24 protein-coding genes, 1 pseudogene and 3 other annotated features are annotated in these 22,842 nt (G+C 36.3%); of the genes and pseudogenes, 6 read left to right on the top strand and 19 right to left on the bottom strand.

Annotated features, from left to right (window positions below; all coding sequences use genetic code 11):
* Positions 1 to 7 precede the first annotated feature (7 nt).
* Together pheS and ABH961_RS19840 are read right to left on the bottom strand one after the other, a co-directional pair.
* The gene (gene pheS / locus ABH961_RS19845; RefSeq protein ID WP_000388217.1) at positions 8 to 1,042 is read right to left on the bottom strand and encodes a phenylalanine--tRNA ligase subunit alpha; all 1,035 of its coding nucleotides are present in this window, start codon (positions 1,040 to 1,042) and stop codon (positions 8 to 10) included.
* 43 nt (positions 1,043 to 1,085) lie between these two features.
* Positions 1,086 to 1,314, bottom strand: a binding site (T-box leader).
* Between the two features lie 48 nt (positions 1,315 to 1,362).
* The gene (locus tag ABH961_RS19840) at positions 1,363 to 2,160 is read right to left on the bottom strand and encodes a TrmH family RNA methyltransferase (RefSeq protein ID WP_142346265.1); all 798 of its coding nucleotides are present in this window, start codon (positions 2,158 to 2,160) and stop codon (positions 1,363 to 1,365) included.
* Positions 2,161 to 2,242: 82 nt separating this feature from the next.
* Here ABH961_RS19840 and sspI point away from each other — a divergent pair, with 82 nt between their 5' ends.
* The 5 genes from sspI (at position 2,243) to ABH961_RS19815 (ending at position 5,046) form a co-directional block, all read left to right on the top strand.
* A complete protein-coding gene (gene sspI / locus ABH961_RS19835) occupies positions 2,243 to 2,452 on the top strand; it encodes a small acid-soluble spore protein SspI (protein ID WP_000009511.1) in 210 nt (69 codons plus the stop codon).
* A 178-nt stretch (positions 2,453 to 2,630) separates the two neighbouring features.
* A complete protein-coding gene (locus tag ABH961_RS19830) occupies positions 2,631 to 3,188 on the top strand; it encodes an HD domain-containing protein (RefSeq protein ID WP_001189002.1) in 558 nt (185 codons plus the stop codon).
* Positions 3,189 to 3,327: 139 nt separating this feature from the next.
* Entirely contained in the window at positions 3,328 to 4,041 is a 714-nt protein-coding gene (locus ABH961_RS19825) for a CPBP family intramembrane glutamic endopeptidase (protein ID WP_048544332.1), read from the top strand.
* A 238-nt stretch (positions 4,042 to 4,279) separates the two neighbouring features.
* Complete coding sequence (locus tag ABH961_RS19820; protein ID WP_098078796.1) at positions 4,280 to 4,651, top strand: DNA-binding protein; 372 nt, start codon at positions 4,280 to 4,282, stop codon at positions 4,649 to 4,651.
* A gap of 38 nt (positions 4,652 to 4,689) precedes the next feature.
* Entirely contained in the window at positions 4,690 to 5,046 is a 357-nt protein-coding gene (locus ABH961_RS19815; RefSeq protein ID WP_098076576.1) for an ammonia permease, read from the top strand.
* A 21-nt stretch (positions 5,047 to 5,067) separates the two neighbouring features.
* On the opposite strand, the gene ABH961_RS19810 is transcribed toward ABH961_RS19815, so the two are convergent.
* Positions 5,068 to 6,867 carry a DHA2 family efflux MFS transporter permease subunit gene (locus tag ABH961_RS19810; RefSeq protein WP_098078794.1) on the bottom strand — a complete coding sequence of 600 codons (1,800 nt, stop codon included), beginning with the start codon at positions 6,865 to 6,867 and terminating at the stop codon, positions 5,068 to 5,070.
* Between the two features lie 12 nt (positions 6,868 to 6,879).
* Complete coding sequence (locus ABH961_RS19805) at positions 6,880 to 7,533, bottom strand: HlyD family secretion protein (RefSeq protein ID WP_001071411.1); 654 nt, start codon at positions 7,531 to 7,533, stop codon at positions 6,880 to 6,882.
* Positions 7,534 to 7,830: 297 nt separating this feature from the next.
* On the opposite strand from ABH961_RS19805, the gene ABH961_RS19800 reads away from it, so the two are divergent.
* Entirely contained in the window at positions 7,831 to 8,448 is a 618-nt protein-coding gene (locus tag ABH961_RS19800) for a TetR/AcrR family transcriptional regulator (protein ID WP_098078791.1), read from the top strand.
* A 40-nt stretch (positions 8,449 to 8,488) separates the two neighbouring features.
* Here ABH961_RS19800 and ABH961_RS19795 read toward each other — a convergent pair whose 3' ends face one another.
* The 15 genes and pseudogenes from ABH961_RS19795 to ytaF all read right to left on the bottom strand — a co-directional run bounded on the left by ABH961_RS19795 (position 8,489) and on the right by ytaF (position 22,820).
* On the bottom strand, positions 8,489 to 9,574 hold the full coding sequence (locus ABH961_RS19795) for a M42 family metallopeptidase (RefSeq protein WP_000163551.1): 1,086 nt from the start codon (positions 9,572 to 9,574) through the stop codon (positions 8,489 to 8,491).
* Between the two features lie 69 nt (positions 9,575 to 9,643).
* Entirely contained in the window at positions 9,644 to 10,135 is a 492-nt protein-coding gene (locus ABH961_RS19790) for a dUTP diphosphatase (protein ID WP_000365057.1), read from the bottom strand.
* A 469-nt stretch (positions 10,136 to 10,604) separates the two neighbouring features.
* Positions 10,605 to 10,961 (bottom strand): 50S ribosomal protein L20, encoded by a 357-nt coding sequence (gene rplT, locus ABH961_RS19785; RefSeq protein ID WP_001138364.1) that lies wholly within the window; start codon positions 10,959 to 10,961, stop codon positions 10,605 to 10,607.
* Between the two features lie 37 nt (positions 10,962 to 10,998).
* Entirely contained in the window at positions 10,999 to 11,199 is a 201-nt protein-coding gene (rpmI, locus tag ABH961_RS19780) for a 50S ribosomal protein L35 (protein ID WP_001125946.1), read from the bottom strand.
* A 21-nt stretch (positions 11,200 to 11,220) separates the two neighbouring features.
* Positions 11,221 to 11,724, bottom strand: coding sequence for a translation initiation factor IF-3 (infC, locus tag ABH961_RS19775; RefSeq protein WP_000973214.1), 504 nt, complete (start codon positions 11,722 to 11,724; stop codon positions 11,221 to 11,223).
* Positions 11,725 to 11,786: 62 nt separating this feature from the next.
* Positions 11,787 to 11,907: a sequence feature (ribosomal protein L20 leader region), on the bottom strand.
* A 210-nt stretch (positions 11,908 to 12,117) separates the two neighbouring features.
* On the bottom strand, positions 12,118 to 14,055 hold the full coding sequence (gene thrS, locus ABH961_RS19770; RefSeq protein WP_404519848.1) for a threonine--tRNA ligase: 1,938 nt from the start codon (positions 14,053 to 14,055) through the stop codon (positions 12,118 to 12,120).
* 47 nt (positions 14,056 to 14,102) lie between these two features.
* Positions 14,103 to 14,332 (bottom strand) — a binding site (T-box leader).
* Between the two features lie 31 nt (positions 14,333 to 14,363).
* A complete protein-coding gene (ytxC, locus tag ABH961_RS19765) occupies positions 14,364 to 15,245 on the bottom strand; it encodes a putative sporulation protein YtxC (RefSeq protein ID WP_098048083.1) in 882 nt (293 codons plus the stop codon).
* Between the two features lie 279 nt (positions 15,246 to 15,524).
* Complete coding sequence (gene dnaI / locus ABH961_RS19760) at positions 15,525 to 16,463, bottom strand: primosomal protein DnaI (protein WP_000400114.1); 939 nt, start codon at positions 16,461 to 16,463, stop codon at positions 15,525 to 15,527.
* A gap of 33 nt (positions 16,464 to 16,496) precedes the next feature.
* Positions 16,497 to 17,903: a replication initiation and membrane attachment family protein gene (locus ABH961_RS19755; protein WP_046956233.1), complete on the bottom strand. Its 1,407-nt coding sequence runs from the start codon at positions 17,901 to 17,903 to the stop codon at positions 16,497 to 16,499.
* 151 nt (positions 17,904 to 18,054) lie between these two features.
* The gene (nrdR, locus tag ABH961_RS19750) at positions 18,055 to 18,516 is read right to left on the bottom strand and encodes a transcriptional regulator NrdR (RefSeq protein ID WP_001203687.1); all 462 of its coding nucleotides are present in this window, start codon (positions 18,514 to 18,516) and stop codon (positions 18,055 to 18,057) included.
* A gap of 285 nt (positions 18,517 to 18,801) precedes the next feature.
* A complete protein-coding gene (gene speD, locus ABH961_RS19745; RefSeq protein ID WP_002003660.1) occupies positions 18,802 to 19,185 on the bottom strand; it encodes an adenosylmethionine decarboxylase in 384 nt (127 codons plus the stop codon).
* Positions 19,186 to 19,572: 387 nt separating this feature from the next.
* On the bottom strand, positions 19,573 to 20,601 hold the full coding sequence (locus ABH961_RS19740; protein WP_097844335.1) for a glyceraldehyde-3-phosphate dehydrogenase: 1,029 nt from the start codon (positions 20,599 to 20,601) through the stop codon (positions 19,573 to 19,575).
* 109 nt (positions 20,602 to 20,710) lie between these two features.
* On the bottom strand, positions 20,711 to 21,313 hold the full coding sequence (gene coaE / locus ABH961_RS19735) for a dephospho-CoA kinase (RefSeq protein WP_098847252.1): 603 nt from the start codon (positions 21,311 to 21,313) through the stop codon (positions 20,711 to 20,713).
* Positions 21,314 to 21,475: 162 nt separating this feature from the next.
* A pseudogene (locus ABH961_RS19730) lies at positions 21,476 to 22,138 on the bottom strand (RNA-guided endonuclease InsQ/TnpB family protein); the annotation flags it as partial.
* 49 nt (positions 22,139 to 22,187) lie between these two features.
* The gene (gene ytaF, locus ABH961_RS19725; RefSeq protein WP_000281739.1) at positions 22,188 to 22,820 is read right to left on the bottom strand and encodes a sporulation membrane protein YtaF; all 633 of its coding nucleotides are present in this window, start codon (positions 22,818 to 22,820) and stop codon (positions 22,188 to 22,190) included.
* Between the last annotated feature and the right edge of the window lie 22 nt (positions 22,821 to 22,842).

Genomic DNA, 22,842 nt, shown 5'->3' with positions numbered 1-22,842 from the left:
CCTTCCCTTACGCTCGTTTGAATTGTTGTAAGAAACGTACATCATTTGTATAGAAATGACGAATGTCATCTACGCCGTATTTCAACATTGCGATACGCTCTGCGCCCATACCGAATGCGAAACCTTGATATTCTTTTGAATCATAACCAGCCATTTCAAGTACGTTCGGATGAACCATACCTGCGCCTAAAATTTCGATCCAGCCAGTTCCTTTACAAGTGCCGCAACCTTTGCCGTGACACATCATACAAGAAATATCCATCTCTACAGATGGCTCTGTGAATGGGAAGAAACTTGGACGAAGACGGATTTCACGATCTTCACCGAACATCTTTTTCACGAATACTTGCAGTGTACCTTTTAAGTCACTCATGCGAATGTTTTTATCAATTACAAGACCTTCAATTTGCATGAACTGGTGTGAATGCGTCGCATCATCGTCATCGCGGCGATACACTTTACCAGGACAAATAATTTTAATTGGGCCTTTTTCTTTATTATTTTCCATCGTACGTGCTTGCACAGAAGATGTATGTGTACGTAGTAACGTTTCTTCTGTAATGTAGAATGTATCTTGCATATCACGCGCTGGGTGATCTTTCGGTAAGTTTAATGCTTCGAAGTTGTAGTAGTCTTTTTCTACTTCTGTTCCTTCAGCTACTTCATAACCCATACCGATGAATACATCTTCAATTTGTTCAACAACAGCTGTTAACGGATGGTGACAACCTGTTTCAACAGGACGACCTGGTAGTGTAACATCAATTGTTTCCGTAGCTAATTTCGCTTCAATTACTGCTTTTTCTAAGTTACCAATTTTGTCGTCTAGACGCGTTTGAATCGCTTCACGTACTTCATTTACTAATGCTCCCATACGTGGACGCTCTTCTGCTGATAATTTTCCCATGCCGCGTAATACTTCTGTAATTGGACCTTTTTTTCCTAAATACGCTACGCGTACGTCGTTTAAGCCCTTTAGCTCTTTCGCTTCTTCAATAAGCTCTAACGCTTTTTGCTTTAGCTCTTTTAAACGTGCTTCCATTTGGAACCCTCCTAATTTTAAAAATAAAAAAACCTCGCTCCCAAAAAGGGACGAGGTAAATTCGCGGTACCACCCTAAATTGACAGACCAGGTCTGCCCACTCATTAGTTATAACGATCAATTCTGACCGGAACGCCTTTACATATATATGGTCCTGGCGTCAACTCCAGAGGTGAATTCACTTCCGTCTACCATAAGAATGCTTTCAGTCTAAGGCACTCTCTCCCTATATGGCGATTTTGTAAGTTACTCTTCTCTATCAACGTTTTTCGTTATTTAACTTTTAATATAATATACTTCAACTTATTATAAGAAGTTTTTTATTTGTTCGCAACTGGGCTTTGTAAATAATACGTTAAAATCCCTGCTGCAACCGCAACATTTAATGATTCTGCCCCGCCGTAAATCGGAATATACAAGTTTTGATCCGTTTTTGCAAGAATTTCTTGGCTTACGCCGCTTCCTTCATTTCCTACAATTAATGCAAAACCACCAGCTGGTGTTACTTCACCATACGGAACTCCATTTTCAAGAGCTGTTCCATATACAGGAACGTTATTTTCTCTTAACTTGTCTACCCACTCTTCTAAGTTCCCTTTTACAACTGGTAAATGGAAAATAGAACCTTGTGTAGAGCGAAGCACTTTACTATTATATGCATCAACGCATCCTTCTCCAAGCACAACAGCATGAATACCAGCTGCATCAGCTGTACGAATAATTGTCCCTAAGTTGCCCGGGTCTTGAAGACTATCTAATAAAAGAAACTTTCCATCTGCAAGAGCTACTTCACTCTCGTGTTTCTCACAAACAGCAAATACCCCTTGCGTCGTTTCTGTTTCACGGAGTACTTTTACGATTGCTTCAGGTACGATATACATTTCCACATCATTAACTGTCCAATCTTTCGGAAGATCTGTCTGATCAGAAACGATAAGTTCTGTTACAACTCCTGCTTTTAAAGCTTCTTCTACTAAGTGGAATCCTTCTACAAAAAATAAACCTTTTTTATCGCGCTCTTTTTTCGTCTGCAGCTTTTTCCACTGCTTCACACGCGGATTTTGCACTGAATCAATGTTTTTCATAATATGTATTTCCCTCTCTTCTTGTCTTATCATTATAGCCTATTTTTCATACATATTTACATAAAAAAGAACAAAAACTAACTTCAGTTTCAATTCTGAAGAAGAGGTGAAAATAATGAGTTTTAATTTACGCGGTGCTGTATTAGCGAATGTATCTGGAAATTCACAAGATCAATTACAAGAAACGATTGTCGATGCAATTCAAAGCGGTGAAGAAAAAATGCTTCCAGGTCTTGGCGTTTTATTCGAAGTCATTTGGAAAAATGCTGATGAAAATGAAAAACACGAAATGTTAGGAACACTGGAGCAAGGATTAAAAAAATAAACAATAAAAGGTCACCTTAGAAAAAAAACTAAGGTGACCTTTTATGTCTATAAAATTTTTCTTCTCCTAAACATTTCTACTTTACTAACGCTACACAGATGGAGTACAATATTCAAAATACATTTAAACCGATCGATTTTCTTTATAGACACCATTAGATAAAAGGAGTGAATGTTTTATGCAACGTATTACGCTTGAACAAGTTTTTAAACATCACATTACACAAAAATATGTAAACCGTTCTGGAATGGTCCACGCGATTGCTGTCGCTTACCATGCGTTTCACTTAGCGAAAAAGCATCATGCCTCAGTCGATGCTGCAACAAAAGCTGGTTTCCTTCATGATATCGGACATCACACATGGTACAGCGAGGGAGAATGGGATTATGACTTGTATAAAAAGAATGATATACATGCGATTAAAGGAGCAGAAAGAGCTCATAAATTGCTTATTAGATTAGGAGAACATCCGAAACTAGCAAAAGAAATTTCTATCGCGATTCTTCTTCATACAGATTCTTTCTTAGTACAGCAAGAAATTGAAAGAACATCTCTTCAAAACATTATTAAATGGGCAGACGAAGCAGATGAAGAACCGGGCGGAGCGCACCATTATAGAACGATTTCTTATGAAAAAGCATTAAAAGCTATTCAACAGTTAGACCGATTGGTAGAACGTGAATTGCAAATAGAGCAATCAAAATCGAATAACAAGGCAGAACATAGTTATCAATGAGAAAGAGGCATCACTATAGGGTGATACCTCTTTTATTATTTCATGGAAAATATACCTTTATATGTAATATTTAAATGTTACATATAAAAACAAAATACTTTATAATTAAATATATAAATATAAAGAGGTGATTTTATAAATGCAACCCGCTACACAACTTTCTAATGAACAGAAATACTCTATGTCATGGGGACAATTTATTAGCTCCGTTCTATTCGCTTTTTTCGGAACCGGACTTATTACTGTGTTCCTCGCAATGCCCTTAACAATTTATACATCAGGTCTTACAGATAAAAAACAAATTGCCTTGTATGAATCTATCGTAAATACTGCAAGTATCGTATTACAACTAGCCGTGTTGTTATTCTTCATTTTTAAATTCGAACCCGCAAAAAAATTGCTACTAAAATCTTTTAACTTTAAAGCACTTAAAGAATGGCGTACATACGTATACTTACTTCTTTTCTTCACTATAAATATTTTACTCAATTACATCTTGTTAAATTATATGTTCCAAGACGCAACAAAGCAGCAATCTTCCGCATTAAACTTAGACGTTTTTAAGCAGTATCAAATATTATTACTTCTCGGCTTCGCAATACTTACACCAATTTTTGAAGAGCTTATTTTCCGTGGTTTTATACTCCGCTTCTTCTCAGAGCGATTTCCATTTTGGATTGCAGCCATCATAACAAGTTTCTTCTTCGGTATCGCTCATACATACTCACTTGGCGTAATGGTAATTACTTTCTTCATGGGATTATTAATGGCTATTTTATGTAAAAAAACAAAATCCATTATTCCAGCTATGTTATTTCATATTATGAATAATATGTTGGCATTCTTGAGTTAGAAAGAGGTATCATCGCGATACCTTTTTTATTAATTCGTATCATTACTTCTCATTTCTATCAATTTATACATATTTATCCCGCTTTAATGGGCAGTAAGACCCCCACATCAAAATGCTGCGAAAGCAAAGAATTTAGGTGGGGGATCAACCGCCCATTAAAGCCCGATTGGTTCAACTAATATCCAAAATAAACCTTATGTAGTAAAATATACCTTAATTATTATCAAGGAGTTTATATATGTTCAGTATTATTTGGATGGCTTTTATGCCACTTCTCTTACTCTGCGGAATTGCTGGCGGTATTTTTTTAGTAGTAAAAGGAATTAAACACCGTAAATTACTCGTTGGTTTAATGGGGATACTTATCTTCTCCTTTGTCACACTACCTTTTGTTTTTTGGGGCATGGGAGTGGATAGCAATGCAATCCTCCCTATTTCAACTACTTTATATTGGATACTGTTTTCTTTAACTGGATTATTAGCAGGGGTAAGTGGAGTCCAAGCCAAAATTAAAAGTATACGTAATATGGGATTCATTATTTTTATCGCTGGTATATTAAGGGTTACCTTCTGGTTACTCATGACTGTAGGTGATTCATACTATATATAATATTTTTTAGAAACCCATAAATCGGAGGTAATACAAAAGTGTTCGGAATATTAACTTGGATGATTTTCGCTCTTACCTTGATGTTATGCAACTTCATCATTGGCATTTTTTTAATTATTGTTGGTATTAAATGTCGTAAATCACTTACTATTATGGCTAGTTTGATTAGTATACCGCTTATCTTTGTTCCTATCATTTGTATAGGTTATGGAATAGATTTAGAGGGGATTGTTCCAGTTTCGGGAACTTTATATTGGTATTTCTTCTCTTTAGCTGGACTATTAGCTACTATAAGCGGAAGACAAATATCCAGTATTCGTGCTATGGGAATGGTTTTATTTATAACAGGGCTGTGCTCCGTAACTGGTTATCATTTTTTATATTTAACTCTTTAAACAGACAAAAAAGCAGGGAAATTAATTCCCTGCTTTTCTATTTGGTTTATTGCCTGATGGTAAGAAGAACGATAATACCCAAGCAATCCCTGCAAGTATCGTCGCAATTAAGAAGGCATCGTTAATACCGTTAATTGCAGATAACTTCGAAATTTGTCCAAATAATAGTTGCGTGCTCATCGCATCTCCTGCTTGCGCTGATCCAGCAATCGCTGCTAAACTTTGCCCCATGCCGTGTACTTTATCAACTAAAATTGGGTTTGACGTTGTTAACATGTTGCCGTAATCTGCTACGTGAGCAGTCGTTTGTTGCGTCATAAGTGTAATTAATATCGCCGTTCCAATTGAACCAGCTACTTGTCTTGACGTATTTTGCGTTGCTGTACCGTGAGAAATTAATTTCATCGGCAGTGCGTTCATACCTGCTGTCATAATTGGCATCATAATGAATGACATACCAATCGAACGTATAATATAATCCGTCATAATTACACTATACGGTGTATCCATTGATAACGTTGTGAATTCATATGTCGCAAACGTTGTAATGGCTAAACCGACAATTGCTAACGGACGAATACCATACTTATCAAATAGTTTACCTGCAATAGGTCCCATGATCCCCATAATTAATGATCCTGGAAGTAGTAATAAACCTGATTCTATCGGTGTGAAACCGCGAATGTTTTGCAGATATACCGGAAGTAATAACATACCTCCGAATAATGCCATCGTAACAATTGCATTAATTACTAAAGTAAAAGTAAATACTGGGTATTTAAACACTTGTAAATCAAGCATTTTATTGTCCGTTGTTAGCTCTCTCCAAATAAATACCGCAATACCTACTACACCAATGATAAGTGAAATAACAACCTCTGCACTAGTCCAACTATTATTTCCTGCTTCACTAAATCCGTACAATAAGCTACCTAGTCCAATACTTGAACTAACAACACCGAATACATCTAACTTCGTTTTAGATACTGGCTGAGCTAGTGTAAAGAATTTTAAAGATAGGAATGTAATAATTAAACCGATAATAAACATCGCATAGAACATTAAGTTCCAGCTATAGTTTTCAATCACCCAGCCCGTTACAGTTGGTCCGATAGCTGGTGCTAAAATCATCGCTACACCTAGTAATCCCATCGCTGCTCCGCGCTTATGAGGCGGGAATAATGTCATGAAAATATTCATACCAACCGGCATTAAAATACCTGCACCCACCGCCTGAATAACGCGGCCCGTCATCATCATTGTAAAGTTTCCTGAAATAGCACAAATGATAGATCCTACCGTGAAGAATAACATTGCCGCTACGAATAATTTACGATACGTAAATCGTGAAACTAAAAAGGCACTAATCGGTACTAAAATACCATTTACAAGCATGAAGCCTGTAATTAACCATTGTGCTGTTGAAGTTGATACGTTAAATTCATTCATTAACGGAGGCAATGCAACGTTAATAATTGTTTGGTTTAAAATAGAAACGAACATGCCGAGAATTAATACAGCTACAACTGCTTTTACGTTCACATTTTCTACAGGCGTAGACATTTGTTTTTTCGGCACTTCTTTTTCTTGTTTTACTTCTTCTTGCTTTCCTGTTTCTAACTCAACTACATTAGAAATTTCTGCTTCTTGCTTTCGTTCAATTTCTTTCTCTTCTGTTTCTACCTTACTTACTTCTATTTTATTTACGGCTGGGACTTGTTCTTCTCCCACGTTCGTTTTTTTCTTTCGTAAAAGACGATTTACAAGGAAGAAGACGATTATACAAAATAGTGCATATCCTGCAATTGCAATTGAGGACATCTCATCTCCCCCTTACTTATGAATACGAACTGACACATTCATTCCAGGAACAATATTTACTGATTTACTATGATCTAAAGAAATTTTAACTGGTACTACTTGTGTTACTTTCGTATAGTTCGCTGTTGCGTTGCTTGATGGTAACATAGAGAATGTATTCGCTGTTGTTAATCCAACTTGCTCTACTTTTCCTGATAAAGTTGTATCTGGGTATGCATCTACATACACATCTACATCTTGACCTTTTTGTACATCGTCAACATCTGTTTCTTCAATGTTTGCTGTTACCCATAAATTGTTCATATCAAATGCATAAGCAATTGGGCTACCTGCTCCAACGAAAGCATTTGTTGTTGCATTTGATTGTACAATTGTTGCATTTTGTGGAATTGTTACATCTACTGTTTGTTCTCCATTTGCTGCCGCTACAGTAACAGCACCTAATTTATCATTTTCATTGTAATTCTTTCCTACTTCAGCTTTCCAGTCAGTTAATTTACCTGCTACTGGTGATGCAATCGGAATTACCTTTCCATCAATTTTTGCATTTTCTGTTTTTAAATAATTTTCCGCTTGATTGTAATAGTAATAACCGCCAATACCACCGCCAACTAGTACAATTAATGTGATAATGTTGATAATCACCATTCTTCGAAACTGATTCATTGCATTCCTCTCCTTATATCGCATATAATTTTTTTCTAAACTATTTACGTCCTTATTGTTTAGATTGTTTAATTGTTAATTATATTAACTTTTAAACAAAAAAATCACACCATCTGCGGTGTAAATTGAAATTTATCTACCTGCGAGCGGTGCTGATTTCTGAAGGACTATCGTTTATAATTATAAATAATTATTTTGAATCTACAACCGACAATTTAAGTAGGAAATGTCGCTTAAACAACAATATAATACCTATATGTTGTTTAAGTATAGAAAATTAAACGAGGGGAAGTAAAAATGTCTATTAAAAATACAAATGATCCACGTGTAAAGCGGACGAGACAACTCATACAGGATGCTTTTGTCGCTTTAGTAGGCGAAAAAGGATTTGATGATGTAACTGTTCAACATATTGCAGAACGTGCTCCTGTAAATCGCGCTACGTTTTATAGCCATTACCATGATAAATATGACCTATTAGACAAAAGCATTGAAGAAATGTTAGAGAAGTTAACAGAAGTTATTAAGCCGAAAAATAGAAATAAAGAAGATTTTCAACTTACATTTGATTCACCACATCCGACATTTTTGGCTTTGTTCGAACATATTGCAGAAAATGCGAACTTCTATAACGTTATGCTTGGTGATAAAGCCGCTGGAAACTACTCTTATAAAATGATGAAAACAATACAAACACATTTAACATTAAGCCTGTCTATTTCACAGCCAGATGATAAAGATCTTATGGTTCCTCGTGATATTTTAATTAGTTATGTGACAGGAGCTCATATCGGGATGATTATGTCATGGTTAAAAAGAGGGATGATTTATACTCCGCATTTTATGGCCATGCAATTAACTCGTTTAATCATTTTAGGTGCTCATACTGCTGCAGGATTAGAACGACCTTTTTAAAACATAAAAAAGCGAAGGAAAATCTCCTTCGCTTTTTCTATTAATTAAATGTAATGTTATGTACAGCCTCTTTATCAAGACGTTTAATAACTTCTACAATTAACTTCACTGCATTTTCATAGTCATCACGATGTAACATTGCCGCATGAGAATGAATGTAGCGCGTTGCAATCGTAATTGCCATAGACGGAATACCATTTGCAGAAATGTGAATTGCGCCTGCATCCGTTCCACCGCCCGCTACTGAATCATATTGATACGGGATTTGTAATTCGTCAGCAACATCAACTACAAAGTCACGTAAACCTGTATGTCCAATAACAGAAGCATCATATAAAATGATCTGTGGTCCATCACCCATTTTACTTTGCGCTTCTTTTGCCGTTACACCTGGTGTGTCACCAGCGATACCAACATCTACGGCGAATGCGATATCTGGTTTAATATAGTTCGCAGATGTTTTCGCACCACGAAGACCAACTTCTTCTTGTACAGTCCCTACGCCGTATACAACGTTTGGATGCTTTTCATCTTTTAATTGTTTTAATACGTCAATTGCAATTGCACAACCAATTCGGTTATCCCATGCTTTTGCAAGTAACATTTTTTCATTTTTCATCACTTGGAATTCAAAGTAAGGTACAACTTGATCGCCAGGTCGTACGCCCCACTCCATTGCCTCTTCTTGGCTAGAAGCACCAATATCGATGAACATGTCTTTAATTTCAACTGGTTTTTTACGCGCTTCTGGAGGTAAGATGTGTGGTGGTTTTGAGCCAATTACACCTGTTACATCTCCTTTACGCGTTACAATTGTCACGCGCTGCGCAAGCATAACTTGTGACCACCAGCCACCAACTGTTTGGAAACGAAGGAAACCTTTGTCATCAATTTGCGTGATCATAAAGCCGACTTCATCTAAATGACCTGCAACCATAATTTTCGGGCCGTTTTCTTCCCCTACTTTTTTCGCAACTAAGCTTCCTAAATTATCAGTAGAAAGTTCGTCCGCAAACGGCTCAATATATTTCTTCATTACTTCGCGTGGTTCACGCTCGTTACCCGCAATACCACGTGCATCTGTTAATTCTTTTAGCATTGTCAATGTCGCGTCTAATTTTGTCATTGCCAACACCCTCCTTTTTCTTCAGTCACTTCATTATACAAAAGGAAATTGAAATATTCAAAAATTAAATCAGTATCCTTGTGTTTGACGCTGATGATTTACTTCATTTTTATCTAAATATGCCTTTTCAATCTCTTCTTGCTCAAACTCTAGCGCTTGTCCAAGTCGAAGATAGCTTGTAAATAATTCAATATAGTTCGTAATAGATGGTTGATCTGTAAAACGAATTACTTTCGCATATGTGTCTAAGAAAATTTCTACTTGTGTTTTATTCGTTTGTGCACATTTATAGAATAGGAAGTTTTTATCAATACCTAAATCAATTCCGATTGATAAAATAAAATGCAAGCCATCTACGTATTCTTCTAATATTACTTCACGTTCTGATGCTGGTTTGTTGCTCCAATATTTAAAACAACGTGTTTCATTTGCAAGTTCTCCAATTTCTACAAGAAGAGCTAACATTTTTTCTTTTAACAACTTTTTCGGTTGTAAATCATGCTCTTTCACAATACGGTCATCTAATTCTTTTTGTAATTTAAATAGTTGTAGTAAGTCCATTCTATTGTCCTCCTCCAACATCGCATTTTACGCAACAATGTTGTTTCATCTCAAAGTTCATTATTATTTTTCGTTTCTTATTAATAAGTCAGCCATTTATCTCTTTACAAAATAGCTTGTCCTTAATTTACAAATACGTTTCAATCATCACGATTAGATTGTTCACTCCGATTGGTGATAGTTAATCATTATCCGGGGATTGTCCACTGATAAAAAATTTATTTTATCTGATGAAAGTTCCATATCATCTTTCCATTATAGCAGTGTCGTTTCAGGTAGGAAAGATACTCTTCTTTCCAAAGGGGGATAATTGAAAAAAGCCAGGAGAATTCTCCTGGCTTCATATATATATTCTTCTATATCGCTATAGCTTTTATATTGATTTTGTCATATCGATAACGACATACTTCTCTTTGCATATAAATAAAAAACCTTAGAAGAAAAATCTTCTAAGGTTTCAACTAATTAATTAGTTAATGTTGTTTTTTGCAACTGTTGCTAATTCAGCGAAAGCTTTTTCGTCATGAACAGCTAAGTCAGCAAGCATCTTGCGGTTAACTTCGATGCCAGCATTTTTAAGACCGTGCATTAAACGGCTGTAAGAAAGACCATTCATACGAGCTGCTGCGTTGATACGTGTAATCCATAATTTACGGAAGTCACGTTTCTTTTGACGACGGTCACGGAATGCATACATTAGAGATTTCATAACCTGTTGGTTAGCAACCTTGAATAATGTACTCTTAGAACCGTAGTAACCTTTTGCTAATTTTATAACTTTTTTACGACGTTGACGAGTAACTGTACCACCTTTTACTCTTGGCATAATATTACCTCCTAATTGTTCTATATATCAGCCGAACTTATTTTAAGTTGTCAAGCATTTGACGAATGCGTTTGAAGTCACCAGCGCTTACTACACCAGCTTTACGTAGTTTACGTTTAGCTTTTGTAGATTTGTTAGCGAATAAATGGCTTGTGTAAGCGTGAGAACGTTTCAGTTTACCTGATCCAGTCTTTTTGAAACGCTTTGCAGAGCCGCGATGAGTTTTTTGTTTAGGCATAGGTATTTCCTCCTCTATCTATTACTTATCGTTTTTCGGTGCTAAAACTAAGAACATACTACGTCCTTCCATTTTAGGCTTAGATTCAATTGTACTAACTTCAGCACAAGCTTCTGAGAAGCGATCTAAAACACGTTGACCGATTTCTTTATGAGTAATGGCACGTCCTTTAAAGCGAATTGACGCTTTAACCTTGTCGCCTTTCTCTAAAAACTTGATAGCATTACGAAGTTTTGTGTTAAAGTCGTGTTCATCAATTGTTGGACTTAAACGAACTTCTTTCATGCTAATTACTTTTTGATTTTTGCGCTGTTCTTTTTCTTTCTTCTGTTGCTCAAAGCGGAATTTACCGTAGTCCATAATGCGGCATACTGGCGGTTTCGCATTTGGAGCAACTAATACTAAATCAAGATTAAGATTTGCAGCTAAGTCTAAAGCATCATTACGAGACTTGATTCCAAGTTGATCGCCATTTGCACCAACTAAACGTACTTCACGTGCACGAATTTGCTCGTTAATCATCATATCCTTGCTAATAGTAAGCCACCTCCAAGGTTTTTTCAGAACATCTTTTGTAGTCATAGAACCCGACAAAAAAAGTGCGGGCATACGACACCCACACTTGTAAATTCTTAAGTAAGAAATACATTTACCTGTAAACTGCGAATGCGTCCATCAGGTGAGAAGCGGGTGCTTCTACTTGTTCCACAAAACAATATTCTATTATCCTTGATGAGTTTATCATAGGACATGACGTCTGTCAAGAAGACGCTATGTGTTTTACTAACAACAAGAAATATTGTAACAAACAACTAACATACTTGCAATACTTTTTTATGATAAGTATAGTTTGGTTATTTTTTCTAGTTTTTCTTTTTTATAATACATACGAAAGCCGCGGTATACCGCGGCTCTGTCTTATCGTTTTCCTTCTACTTTAATCATATCAACAAAAGCATCTAATGCAATTGTTTCTGATTTTTGTTCACCATATTTACGTACGTTTACGCCGTTTTCAGTTACTTCATTGTCACCTACTACAAGCATGTACGGAATTTTTTGCATTTGTGCTTCACGGATTTTGTAACCAATTTTCTCTTCACGAGTATCTAATTCAACACGGATACCAGCACGACGTAATTCATCTTGTACTTTCTTCGCATAGTCTAAATGTACTTGCGGAGAAACTGGAATTACTTGCGCTTGAACTGGAGCTAACCAAGTTGGGAATGCACCTTTGTATTCTTCAATTAAGAAGGCTACGAAACGTTCCATAGTTGATACAACACCACGGTGAATTACAACTGGACGATGTTGTTTACCGTCTTCACCAACGTAAGATAATTCAAAGCGTTCTGGAAGTAAGAAGTCTAATTGTACAGTTGAAAGTGTTTCGTCTTTTCCAAGAGCAGTACGAACTTGAACGTCAAGTTTTGGACCGTAGAATGCCGCTTCACCTTCAGCTTCATAGTAATCAAGACCCATTTCATCCATAGCTTCTTTTAACATACCTTGTGCTTTTTCCCACATCTCATCATCAGCATAGTACTTTTTAGTATCAGCTGGGTCACGATAAGATAGACGGAATGAATAGTTCTCTAAACCAAAATCTTTGTACACTTCTAGAGTTAAGTTTACAACACGTTTTAACTCTTCTTTAATTTGATCTGGGCGAACGAAAATGTGCGCATCGTTTAAAGTCATTCCGCGTACACGTTGTAATCCAGATAATGCTCCAGACATTTCATAGCGGTGCATTGTTCCAAGTTCCGCAATACGGATTGGTAATTCACGGTAGCTGTGAATATCATTTTTATAAACCATCATGTGGTGAGGGCAGTTCATCGGACGAAGAACTAACACTTCATTATCCATTTCCATTGATGGGAACATACCATCACGGTAGTGATTCCAGTGACCAGAAGTTTCATAAAGCTCTCTGCTTCCTAGTACTGGAGTGTATACGTGATCATAGCCTAAGCTTGCTTCTTTATCAACGATGTAACGCTCGATAATGCGGCGGATAGTTGCACCTTTTGGTAACCAAAGTGGTAAACCTTGTCCTACTTTTTGGCTATTAGTAAATAGTTTTAATTCTTTACCTAATTTACGGTGATCGCGCTCTTTCGCTTCTTCAAGCATACGTAAGTGCTCATCTAATTCTGCTTTCTTAACGAATGCAGTACCGTAAATACGTTGTAGCATTTTATTATTGCTATCGCCACGCCAGTAAGCACCTGCAACGCTTAATAATTTAAATACTTTAATTTTCCCTGTAGATGGAAGGTGAACACCACGGCAAAGGTCGAAGAATTCGCCTTGCTCATAGATTGAAATAACTGCATCTTCTGGAAGATCATTAATTAAATCTAATTTTAACTCATCGCCGATTTCTTCAAAGCGACGAAGTGCTTCTGCACGTGGCACTTCATGACGAACGATTTCTAAGTTCTCGTTCACAATTTTTTGCATTTCTTTTTCGATTTTCTTGAAGTCTTCAACTGTGATTGCTTCTTCCATATCAATATCGTAGTAGAAGCCATTTTCAATTACTGGACCAATGCCGAGCTCAAGCTTAGCATCTTTATATAAACGTTTTAACGCTTGTGCTAATAGGTGGGCTGTTGAATGGCGTAAAATGTATAAGCCATCTTCAGAATCTAATGTAATAATAGAAACTGCACCATCTTCTTCGATTGGTGTAACAAGATCGATCATCTCATCGTTTAATTTTCCAGCCACAGCTTTTTTCTTTAAGCCTGGGCTAATAGAAGCTGCGATTTCTTCAGTTGTTACGCCTTTCGGAAACTCCTTCACAGCTCCATCAGGGAAAGTAATTTTAACTACATCTGCCATCACTGGTCACTCCTCTTTTTTTCAAAATAAAAAACACTCATCCCGTAAAAAGGGACGAGTGTTGAATTCGTGGTTCCACCCTTGTTCCAATTAACATTATTGTTAATTGCTCAAGTTCAACATAACGGTGTTGTCCGTTAGCAATTACTAGAAAAAACCGTTCACTGCTAAAGTTTAGAGGTGGTAAGTAATAATCCCGTACTAGGAAGCTCACACCCTAAGGCTTCCCTCTCTGAAAATCGTAGAAAACTACTCATGTCCTCATCATGACATTTCAATATATTTCATTTATGTAGGTAATTATATGCTCAAAAACTTAGAAAATCAAGGGCGTTACCTTTATTTTTTAAATTTTTCACATTGCGCTCAAACTCATGTAATCCATGTAATTGGATCCGTTCTTGAAATACATTTCGCAAAGTAATAATCATATTATGGTCTTGTTCTTTCGTATATAAATAAATTTTTTTCGGCGAAATAGAAAGAAGTGGTGCAATTACTTTCGTATCAATATATACATCCTTTTGCTTTAATAATTCCTCGTCTATATATTGGACCAATTTCTCCTGTTTTAAACGTCTACCTTTATCATCATAGAAAATAAAACTTTCATCAAAAATAAGATGCACACAGGACAAACGTGATTTTCGGCTGCGCACTTGTTGCCTTAGCGTCTCAATAAACATTTGATATTCTTGTTCCAACTTATACTCATCAATCGACAATTCAGCAAGCTTAGCTACCATTTCCCTATATGTACGAAGGCGAAAACGAACATATGATGAAAACGAGAACGAAAGCGGATCACAAAGCCAGTTATTTAAAGAAGATTTAATATATGATTCAAATGTGTGACGTGTTAATTCACGAGCAATCCCTTTTCTTCTTCCCTTTAGAATCTCTTGTGCCATATGCAATATTTGATGACACTCTTCCTCTTCTTCATAAAAAAACTTCTCTTTTAAGATTGTATAAATCCACTTATTTTGCTTTACATTCACAATGAAATATACCATTACCGGCAATAAAATCTTTTCAATATAATTCGATTCACATACTGGTATGTGAATCACCACTTTTTGTTCCTGTAAATACACACTCGTTTCCTTATATAACAGTTCCGCTCTTTTCAATAGTTGTCTATATACATGCATAGCATCATTTTTTTCTTCGAAGCAAATTTCAATCACTTTTGTCCCCCCTTTTATCCCTGCTCTAAAGGATTGTATCTATACGTTACAAATCCTATAAGAGTCCGTCCCGCGTGAAGTTCACTCTTAGTAGAATTACATTTCCTATCGTTAGAAACTCCACTCAATATGGCTTGCTAATTTTATATATATTAAGGGAGGGAGAAAAAAATGATACAAGCTACAATGAATTTTCTATAAGAAGTTTTTCGTTTTGCAATTCACCTATTCTGAGAAGTGTTCAAAACGAAAAAAAGAGCAAGCTTTTCAGCTTACTCTTTACTTATGACGTCGGTTTTTCCCGCCAATCGGAATCGGCTTCGCTAAATATTTAATTCGTTCCATAATACGTGCTGCTTTCATTTGTTCTGCTTCACCACGCTGTGTATACGTTAAATGATGTTCCAATTCCTTGAAATCAAAGTTAGACGTAAAGAACGTCGGTAAGTTTTCTAACATACGGAATTGCAAAATTGCACCAAGCACATCGTCACGCACAAAACTTGACATCGCTTCTGCTCCGATATCATCTAGCATTAAAACTTGTACGCGTTTCACCGCATCAATCTTTTCCCCAATCGAATTATCTTGAATCGAACTTTTAATTTCACGTAAAAATTCAGGGAAGTATACGAGCATCGAACTTATTTTCTTTTGAGCAAGTTCATTCGCCATTGCTCCTAACAAATACGTTTTCCCTACACCAAATTTACCGTACAAATATAAACCTTGTACTTTTTTACCAGGTTCATATGTACTTAAAAATTCATTAGCTGCACCAATTGCATCAATACGCGCATCTAAATCTGAAGGATCTAAGTTTTCCATCGTTGCCTGTAAAATGTCAGTTGGCATATATACACTTTGAACGAGTTTTTCATATTTCTTTCTCTCGTCATATGCTACTTTTCTAACGCAACGATCGTATTGAATATCAATCATCTTCCCTTGGATAACGAGCTTTGGCTCATATCCTTGCAGCATGTTTTTACACGAACCTAGATCCGGACAATCCGCACAACCTACACTTTGTCCAATATATTCGTATAACTTCACAAGGCTGCGCTCAATCATAGAAGTTGTTACTTCACCTTGATGTTCGTCTATAAATTCTTTCACACGCGGATGCGCCATTACTTCCGCCTTTAATACTTCATATCTATTTTTAAAATTTTTATTTTCCATTAACTTTGCAAATGAATTTTGAATATGCTCCATTTTCTCACCTCAAAGAGCGTTCATTCTCTTCTATTAATCACGCTTATATTTTTTTAACACTTCTTCTAGTCGTTTTCGTTCATCATCTAACGTACTTGCATCTTTTTTCTTACTTACATCTTTCTTCACTATTTCTTTCTCTTGTTCTTTCGGCTCTTCTTTCAGCCAATCTGGTACCATTTCTTTTCTTATCGTTTTCTTCGACGTACGGCCTTTTTTCTTCGTCTCAGCCCATTCTTGATATTGACGGTTTTCTTCTTTCGCTAACGCCATTGCTTCAGCTACTGTACCGACCTTTTTACGTGCCCAATGCCCAGCAATTTTCTCCACATACGTTTTCGCAAGCTTCATATCTGAGCGTAGCATAACGTAATAAATAAGTACATTCACAACACCTGGCGTTAATTTTTGATTGATCATTACATCTTCAACGATCTGTAAGTCAGCCTTTGTCGCCTCTGCACCACCAGAGATTTCTTTTAATAGTTGTTTTGGTGAGATTTCCTCTAACTGTTTTATTAACATCTCTTCTTGCGTAGAAGGCTCTTTTCCTTCCATCATACGTGCAGCGTGAGGTTGTACTCTTTCACTTAATACAGGTAACGCTTGACCGTTTTCGAACTGATACCAATCACGTGCTCCTTTTCTAAGCCTTTCGATATCAATTGTCTGCATCTCTGTCACCGTACCAAGAACGATATTTTGCATCGATAACACATCTACATCGTACACGTAAGCAAGTGTACTGACACATTCTCGAACTTGATCTGTAATCGCCTTTTTAGGGACAAGAGCGGACAAGCCATCTACAAATAAGGAGAAATCAAAGAAATCATTCCAAACTTTTGGAGCGTCTCCCTTCTCGTTACTTGGCATAGCTGTCGTTTTTGGAATACGAAGATCTTCTTGCGCATGCTCAAGCTGTCCTGGATTAAACGAACCAAACACATCATTGAAAGAACGCGTAACATTTTCATAAGAAGCAAAATCAAATTCTTCTTCTAAGAAATATTGCTTTACTTGATTATATTTTGTCCGACTCAATCGATTGTATAAAAAGATGCTTAACACAATATCATCAAAAAACTGCTTCGGAGATAAAGGTGGTTGCAATTCGTATATAAACATTCGAATATCTTTTTCTTTCTTAATATATACCTTCAAAAGCCCAATTGCTTCTAACTTTACTCGTTCCTCATATATTTCGGGAAGCTGCATCTGCATGGTCACCATAAGGGAATGATGTGTATTCTCTTTTCCAAACACACGATCTTGCTCTAACTCTCCCCATAGCGTCATGTACAAACTAAAAGCTCTACTACCTATTAACGGCTGATACAACATCGTTAACACTTTTCGGTCGTAATTATGCAATAACCCTTTCGCACTTACTTTATAACGATCAATTGGCAATAGCTCCATCCATGACTGTTTTTCCATTCTTGCTTTTCCTTTCTCTCATCCAATCTATCCTCTACTTCATTCGTTCTATCTTCATTATATAATTACTTAGCGAAAAAGAGCTATTAGCTTTCGCTTCTAGCTCTCTTATCTCATTACTACGGTATGTAAAGAGAATAAAATACAACTTCTACTCTCTTTCTTTTTGCAGTATATCTTTTAATTCTTCAATAAATACATTTAAATCTTTAAATTGGCGATATACAGAAGCAAAACGCACGTAAGCAACATCATCAATATCACGCAGTTCTTCCATAACAATTTCACCAATCATATCACTTTTCACTTCTGATATACCTAAATTACGAAGTTCACGTTCCACACTTTGAGTTACTTCTTCTAATTGTCTTAAAGATACTGGTCTTTTTTCGCACGCTTTAATTAAGCCGCGCAAAATCTTTTCTTTATTAAATTCTTCTCGTGTGCCTTCTTTTTTTACAACGATAAGAGGTGACTCTTCTACTCTTTCAAATGTCGTAAAGCGACTTAAACAACTTTCACACTCTCTCCTTCTTCGAATAGAGCGCCCCTCGTCTACCGGACGCGAATCTAACACTCTTGTACCATTATGCGAACAGGATGGACAACGCAATATATTCACTCCTTTACACTATACTCTTTATTTTTTCTCTACTTACTTCATCTGACAATATATATACAATATTATATAACTCATTCTAACTCTCTTACCACTTTAAGTTTAAGCACATTTTTTTATCATCTCGTTTTCAAAAATAAGATGGTAGATGGGGTGATAACTTATTCGTAAGAGCTCAATTTATCTCACTAACGAGTACGTTATATTTTTCCTTTTTTATAAACTAAAAAAGAGGTGCATTATACACCTCTTTACATTTTAAATCAATTATGTTCTTTTTTAAAGAGCTTTTGTTTCTCTCTGCTTAATTTCGAAGCTACCAGTGCCTCGAGGAAGCTCGATGCTCTCACGCGTTTTCGCGTTTAAACCTTCTGCAATATATTCTGCAGCAACATTTGGATCAATACGATCCCCACAAGTATAAACATCAATACTTGCGTAACCGTGCTCCGGAAAGCTATGAATTGTTAAATGTGATTCCGAAATAATTACTACTCCACTTACACCTTGTGGTGCAAATTTATGGAAAGCAACCTCACGCACTTCAGCACCAGCTCTCAGTGCTGCATCCACAAATAATTGTTCAATATACGGCATGTCATTAAGCTTGTCGAAATCACAATCCCAAAGTTCAGCGATTACGTGACGACCCATCGTATCCATAGTATCCATTCTACAGTTCCCCCTTGTAAATTTATTCTAACTGTTCGAATTGAAAACTAATTTGCAATTTGGCTTGCTCCACTACCACGGGGGAAAGTTAGTCCAGAGAGGTCCTAACCCTTTAAGTAGTGACTACGTACCTCAGCTCTTAAGTTTACGAGTGTTAGTATACTTTGTTTATTTTCATTTTGCAACAACAGTTTTTTCGATTTTCTGTCATATTTTCCTCTTTACTTTTCCCTAAAAATAATAAATGATTCACAAATACAGTAATCACAACGTTTCGTGGTATGTCCACTTTCAAAAATATACTCCTATAATTTTTTTCCTTTTCAGAAAAAAATAAAAAAAGAGGGCAAATATTCACTTGCCCTCTCCCTTATTCACTTAAATATGTTGCACATTTTTTTGCTTCGCTAATTCGTCAACAACTAACGTTACAAGATCTACAACACGACGAGAGTAGCCCCACTCGTTATCATACCAAGCAAGTACTTTCACTTTACGATCACCCATTACCATTGTAGATAAACCATCAATAATAGCTGAGTGTGTATTTGTATTAAAGTCAATAGATACTAAAGGCTCTTCGCTGAATTCTACAATGCCTTTTAACGCACCGTTTGCAACAGTTTTGAATGCTTCATTAATAGCTTCAACTGTCACATCACGTTTTACATCTACTACTAAGTCAACAAGAGACACGTTTGGCGTTGGTACACGAAGTGCCATACCATGAAGTTTTCCGTTTAAGTGCGGAAGAACTTTTGCAAGCGCTTTCGCGGCACCTGTCGTTGTCGGAATGATTGATTGTCCGCAAGCACGCGCTCTTCTTAAATCTTTATGTGGGTTATCAATATTTTTTTGGTCATTTGTATAAGCGTGAACAGTTGTCATTAAACCGTTTTCAATTCCAAACTGCTCATCTAACACCTTAACAACAGGCGCTAAACAGTTTGTTGTGCAAGATGCATTTGAAATAACAGTATGTTTTGCAATATCTAATTGGTCTTCGTTCACACCAACTACAATTGTTACATCTTCATTTTTACCAGGCGCTGTTAAAATAACTTTTTTCGCTCCAGCTTCAACATGAAGAATTGCTTTTTCTTTTGAATTAAATTTACCAGTTGCTTCAATTACAACTTCAACACCTAAATCTGTCCAAGGCAATTCCTTTGGATCGCGGTTGTTTAAAAGGCGAATCATTTTCCCATCAACTAACAAGTGATCTTCAAATGCTTCTACTGTTCCGTCAAACTTGCCGTGAACTGTATCATATTTAATTAAATGTGCTAACGTTTCAGATGGATAGCTTGCATTGATTGCTACAATTTCGAATGCGCTTTCTTTTATTGCCTGACGAAATACCATTCTCCCAATACGTCCAAATCCATTAATTGCCACACGAGTCATAATATGTTATCCCCCTTGAATGCGTTATACTATTTATCTCCAATCCCAATAATAGTATAACACAAAAAGGGGATATGTCACTAAGCATTTTCATTAATTTCACAATTTTTTAGTCAATAATGTTCCAATTCTTTAAAATCACCTGTAATTGTGTTTTCGTTCCCATAATTGTGCCATCATTATTTATCACTTCATCTGCATTTTTCACTTTTTCTTCTAACGGCATTTGAGATTGAATACGAACTGTTGCTTCTTCTTCTGAAAAATTATTTCGTTTCATTAAACGTTCTAATTGCGTATGTGGCTTAACCGCTACAACTAATACGCGGTCAACGAGACTTGTTAATTTGCTTTCAAATAAGAGAGGTATATCTAACACAACCGCTTGCATACCTTCCTTTATGTACCTTTCCTTTTGTGTATTCATTTCCTCACGAACTGCAGGATGAACGATTTTATTTAACTGCAATCGTTTTTCTTCATTATAGAAAACGACACTTCCTAATTTCGGGCGATCCAATTCTCCATCTTCTTTTAATACTTCCGTTCCAAACACTTCTACAATTTTGTTATATGCTGGTTTTCCTCGTTCTACAACTTCTCGCGCAATAATATCTGCATCAATAACTGGTATACTCAGTTCACGAAACATTTGAGACACTGTACTTTTTCCGCTTGCAATGCCTCCCGTTAATCCAATTACTACTGTCATCATAATCCGTTGCCATAAACTTATAAAAATCTATAAATTTTGTTTATTTCCCTGTTCTACGTGTCCGATTTTGCAGAAAGCTACTTTCGTTTGATCAAACACTCCGAGGGCGTAAATTCGGATACAACGAATCCTACATATTAGCCGTAACTTTTTTAGATATTAACTGGCTAATTCATACCGTGACAAATTGATAGCCGCATTTAAATCCCTATCCATTTCGTGACCACAAGTGCATTTGTATACACGGTCAGAAAGTTTTAGTTCTTTGTTGATGCTTCCACAATTGGAACACATTTTTGAAGAAGGATACCATCTATCAGCTTCTACAAATTCAATACCATATTTTTCACACTTGTATTGAATTTGTCTTTTGAACTCATATAAACACTGCTTCGCAATCGCTTTAGCTAGGTGTCTATTCTTCATCAGACCTTTCATATGCAACGTCTCCATCACAATACGAAATGGCTTGGTTTTCACAATTTCGCTCGTTGACTGATGAAGATGATTCTTTCTGATATTCGATAACCTTCTATGTAGTTGTCGTATCTCTTGTTCGATTTTTATAATGTTGCTCGTTTTGACAAAACGGTTTCCCTCCCTGTTCATTTCATATTTACGAGAAACTTGACGTTGCAACCTACGAAGGCGTTTCTCTGCCTTTCTTACCACCTTTGTTTTGTTGATATTTTTCTTTTTCTGACCATCAGAACAATATGCTAATTCTTTGATTCCAATATCTATTCCTAACGAAACAGCCGTTAACTTCTCTTTTGTAAACTCCTGTTCGATACTGACAGATAAATACCAATACTTACCGTCCTCTCCTCCTCATAATAAAAGGCGCGAAACTAATGTTCCACGCCCATACTTACATTTTCCAAATTCCAATAATAATGAGTAATACCCCAGGCAGGAATGTAAATTTTTGTAACCACTTCATATTTGATAAAACCGTTCCAAGTTTCATTCCAATAAATAAAAACAAAGAACTCATAACCGCAACTAATATCGCCATCATAGCGGGCGCATACCCTAATAAAGATGCACCAATTCCAGCACCGAACGAATCTATAGAAAGAGCGATACCAAGAAGTAACGCTTCTCCTGCAGAAATGGTGCCTGATTTATCAAAATCTGCAACAGTCGGTTTACGTAAAATTTGAATCACTAGCCCGAGCGAAGCAATTTCTAATTTCCAAACCTTCTCCTCTTGCTTTGGTTCTTCTTTTTTCTCACTTCGAAAAAATTGATATAATACCCAAATTCCTATTCCAATAAGAACAAGCCCACCGATACGCGTTGCGATAACAGGTGAAAATATTTTCGCGATCATATGTCCAATTCCCATTGAAACAAGCATAACAGCCGCTGAACACATTCCGATAATTATAATTGATCTTAGTGGAATTCTTACGCTTCTTAAACCATATGTTAGCCCTACACTACAGCTATCTAAGCTTAATGTAAAAGCTAATAAAATAAGAGATAAATAAAGGTACATCGGTAAGCTCCTCCCTTATACA

It is taken from the genome of Bacillus sp. RC251 (genome assembly GCF_044908765.1).
Taxonomy (GTDB): Bacteria; Bacillota; Bacilli; order Bacillales; family Bacillaceae_G; genus Bacillus_A; species Bacillus_A wiedmannii.
Note: the sequence above shows the minus strand (reverse complement) of the source record. Positions and strands in the feature narration are given on the sequence as shown.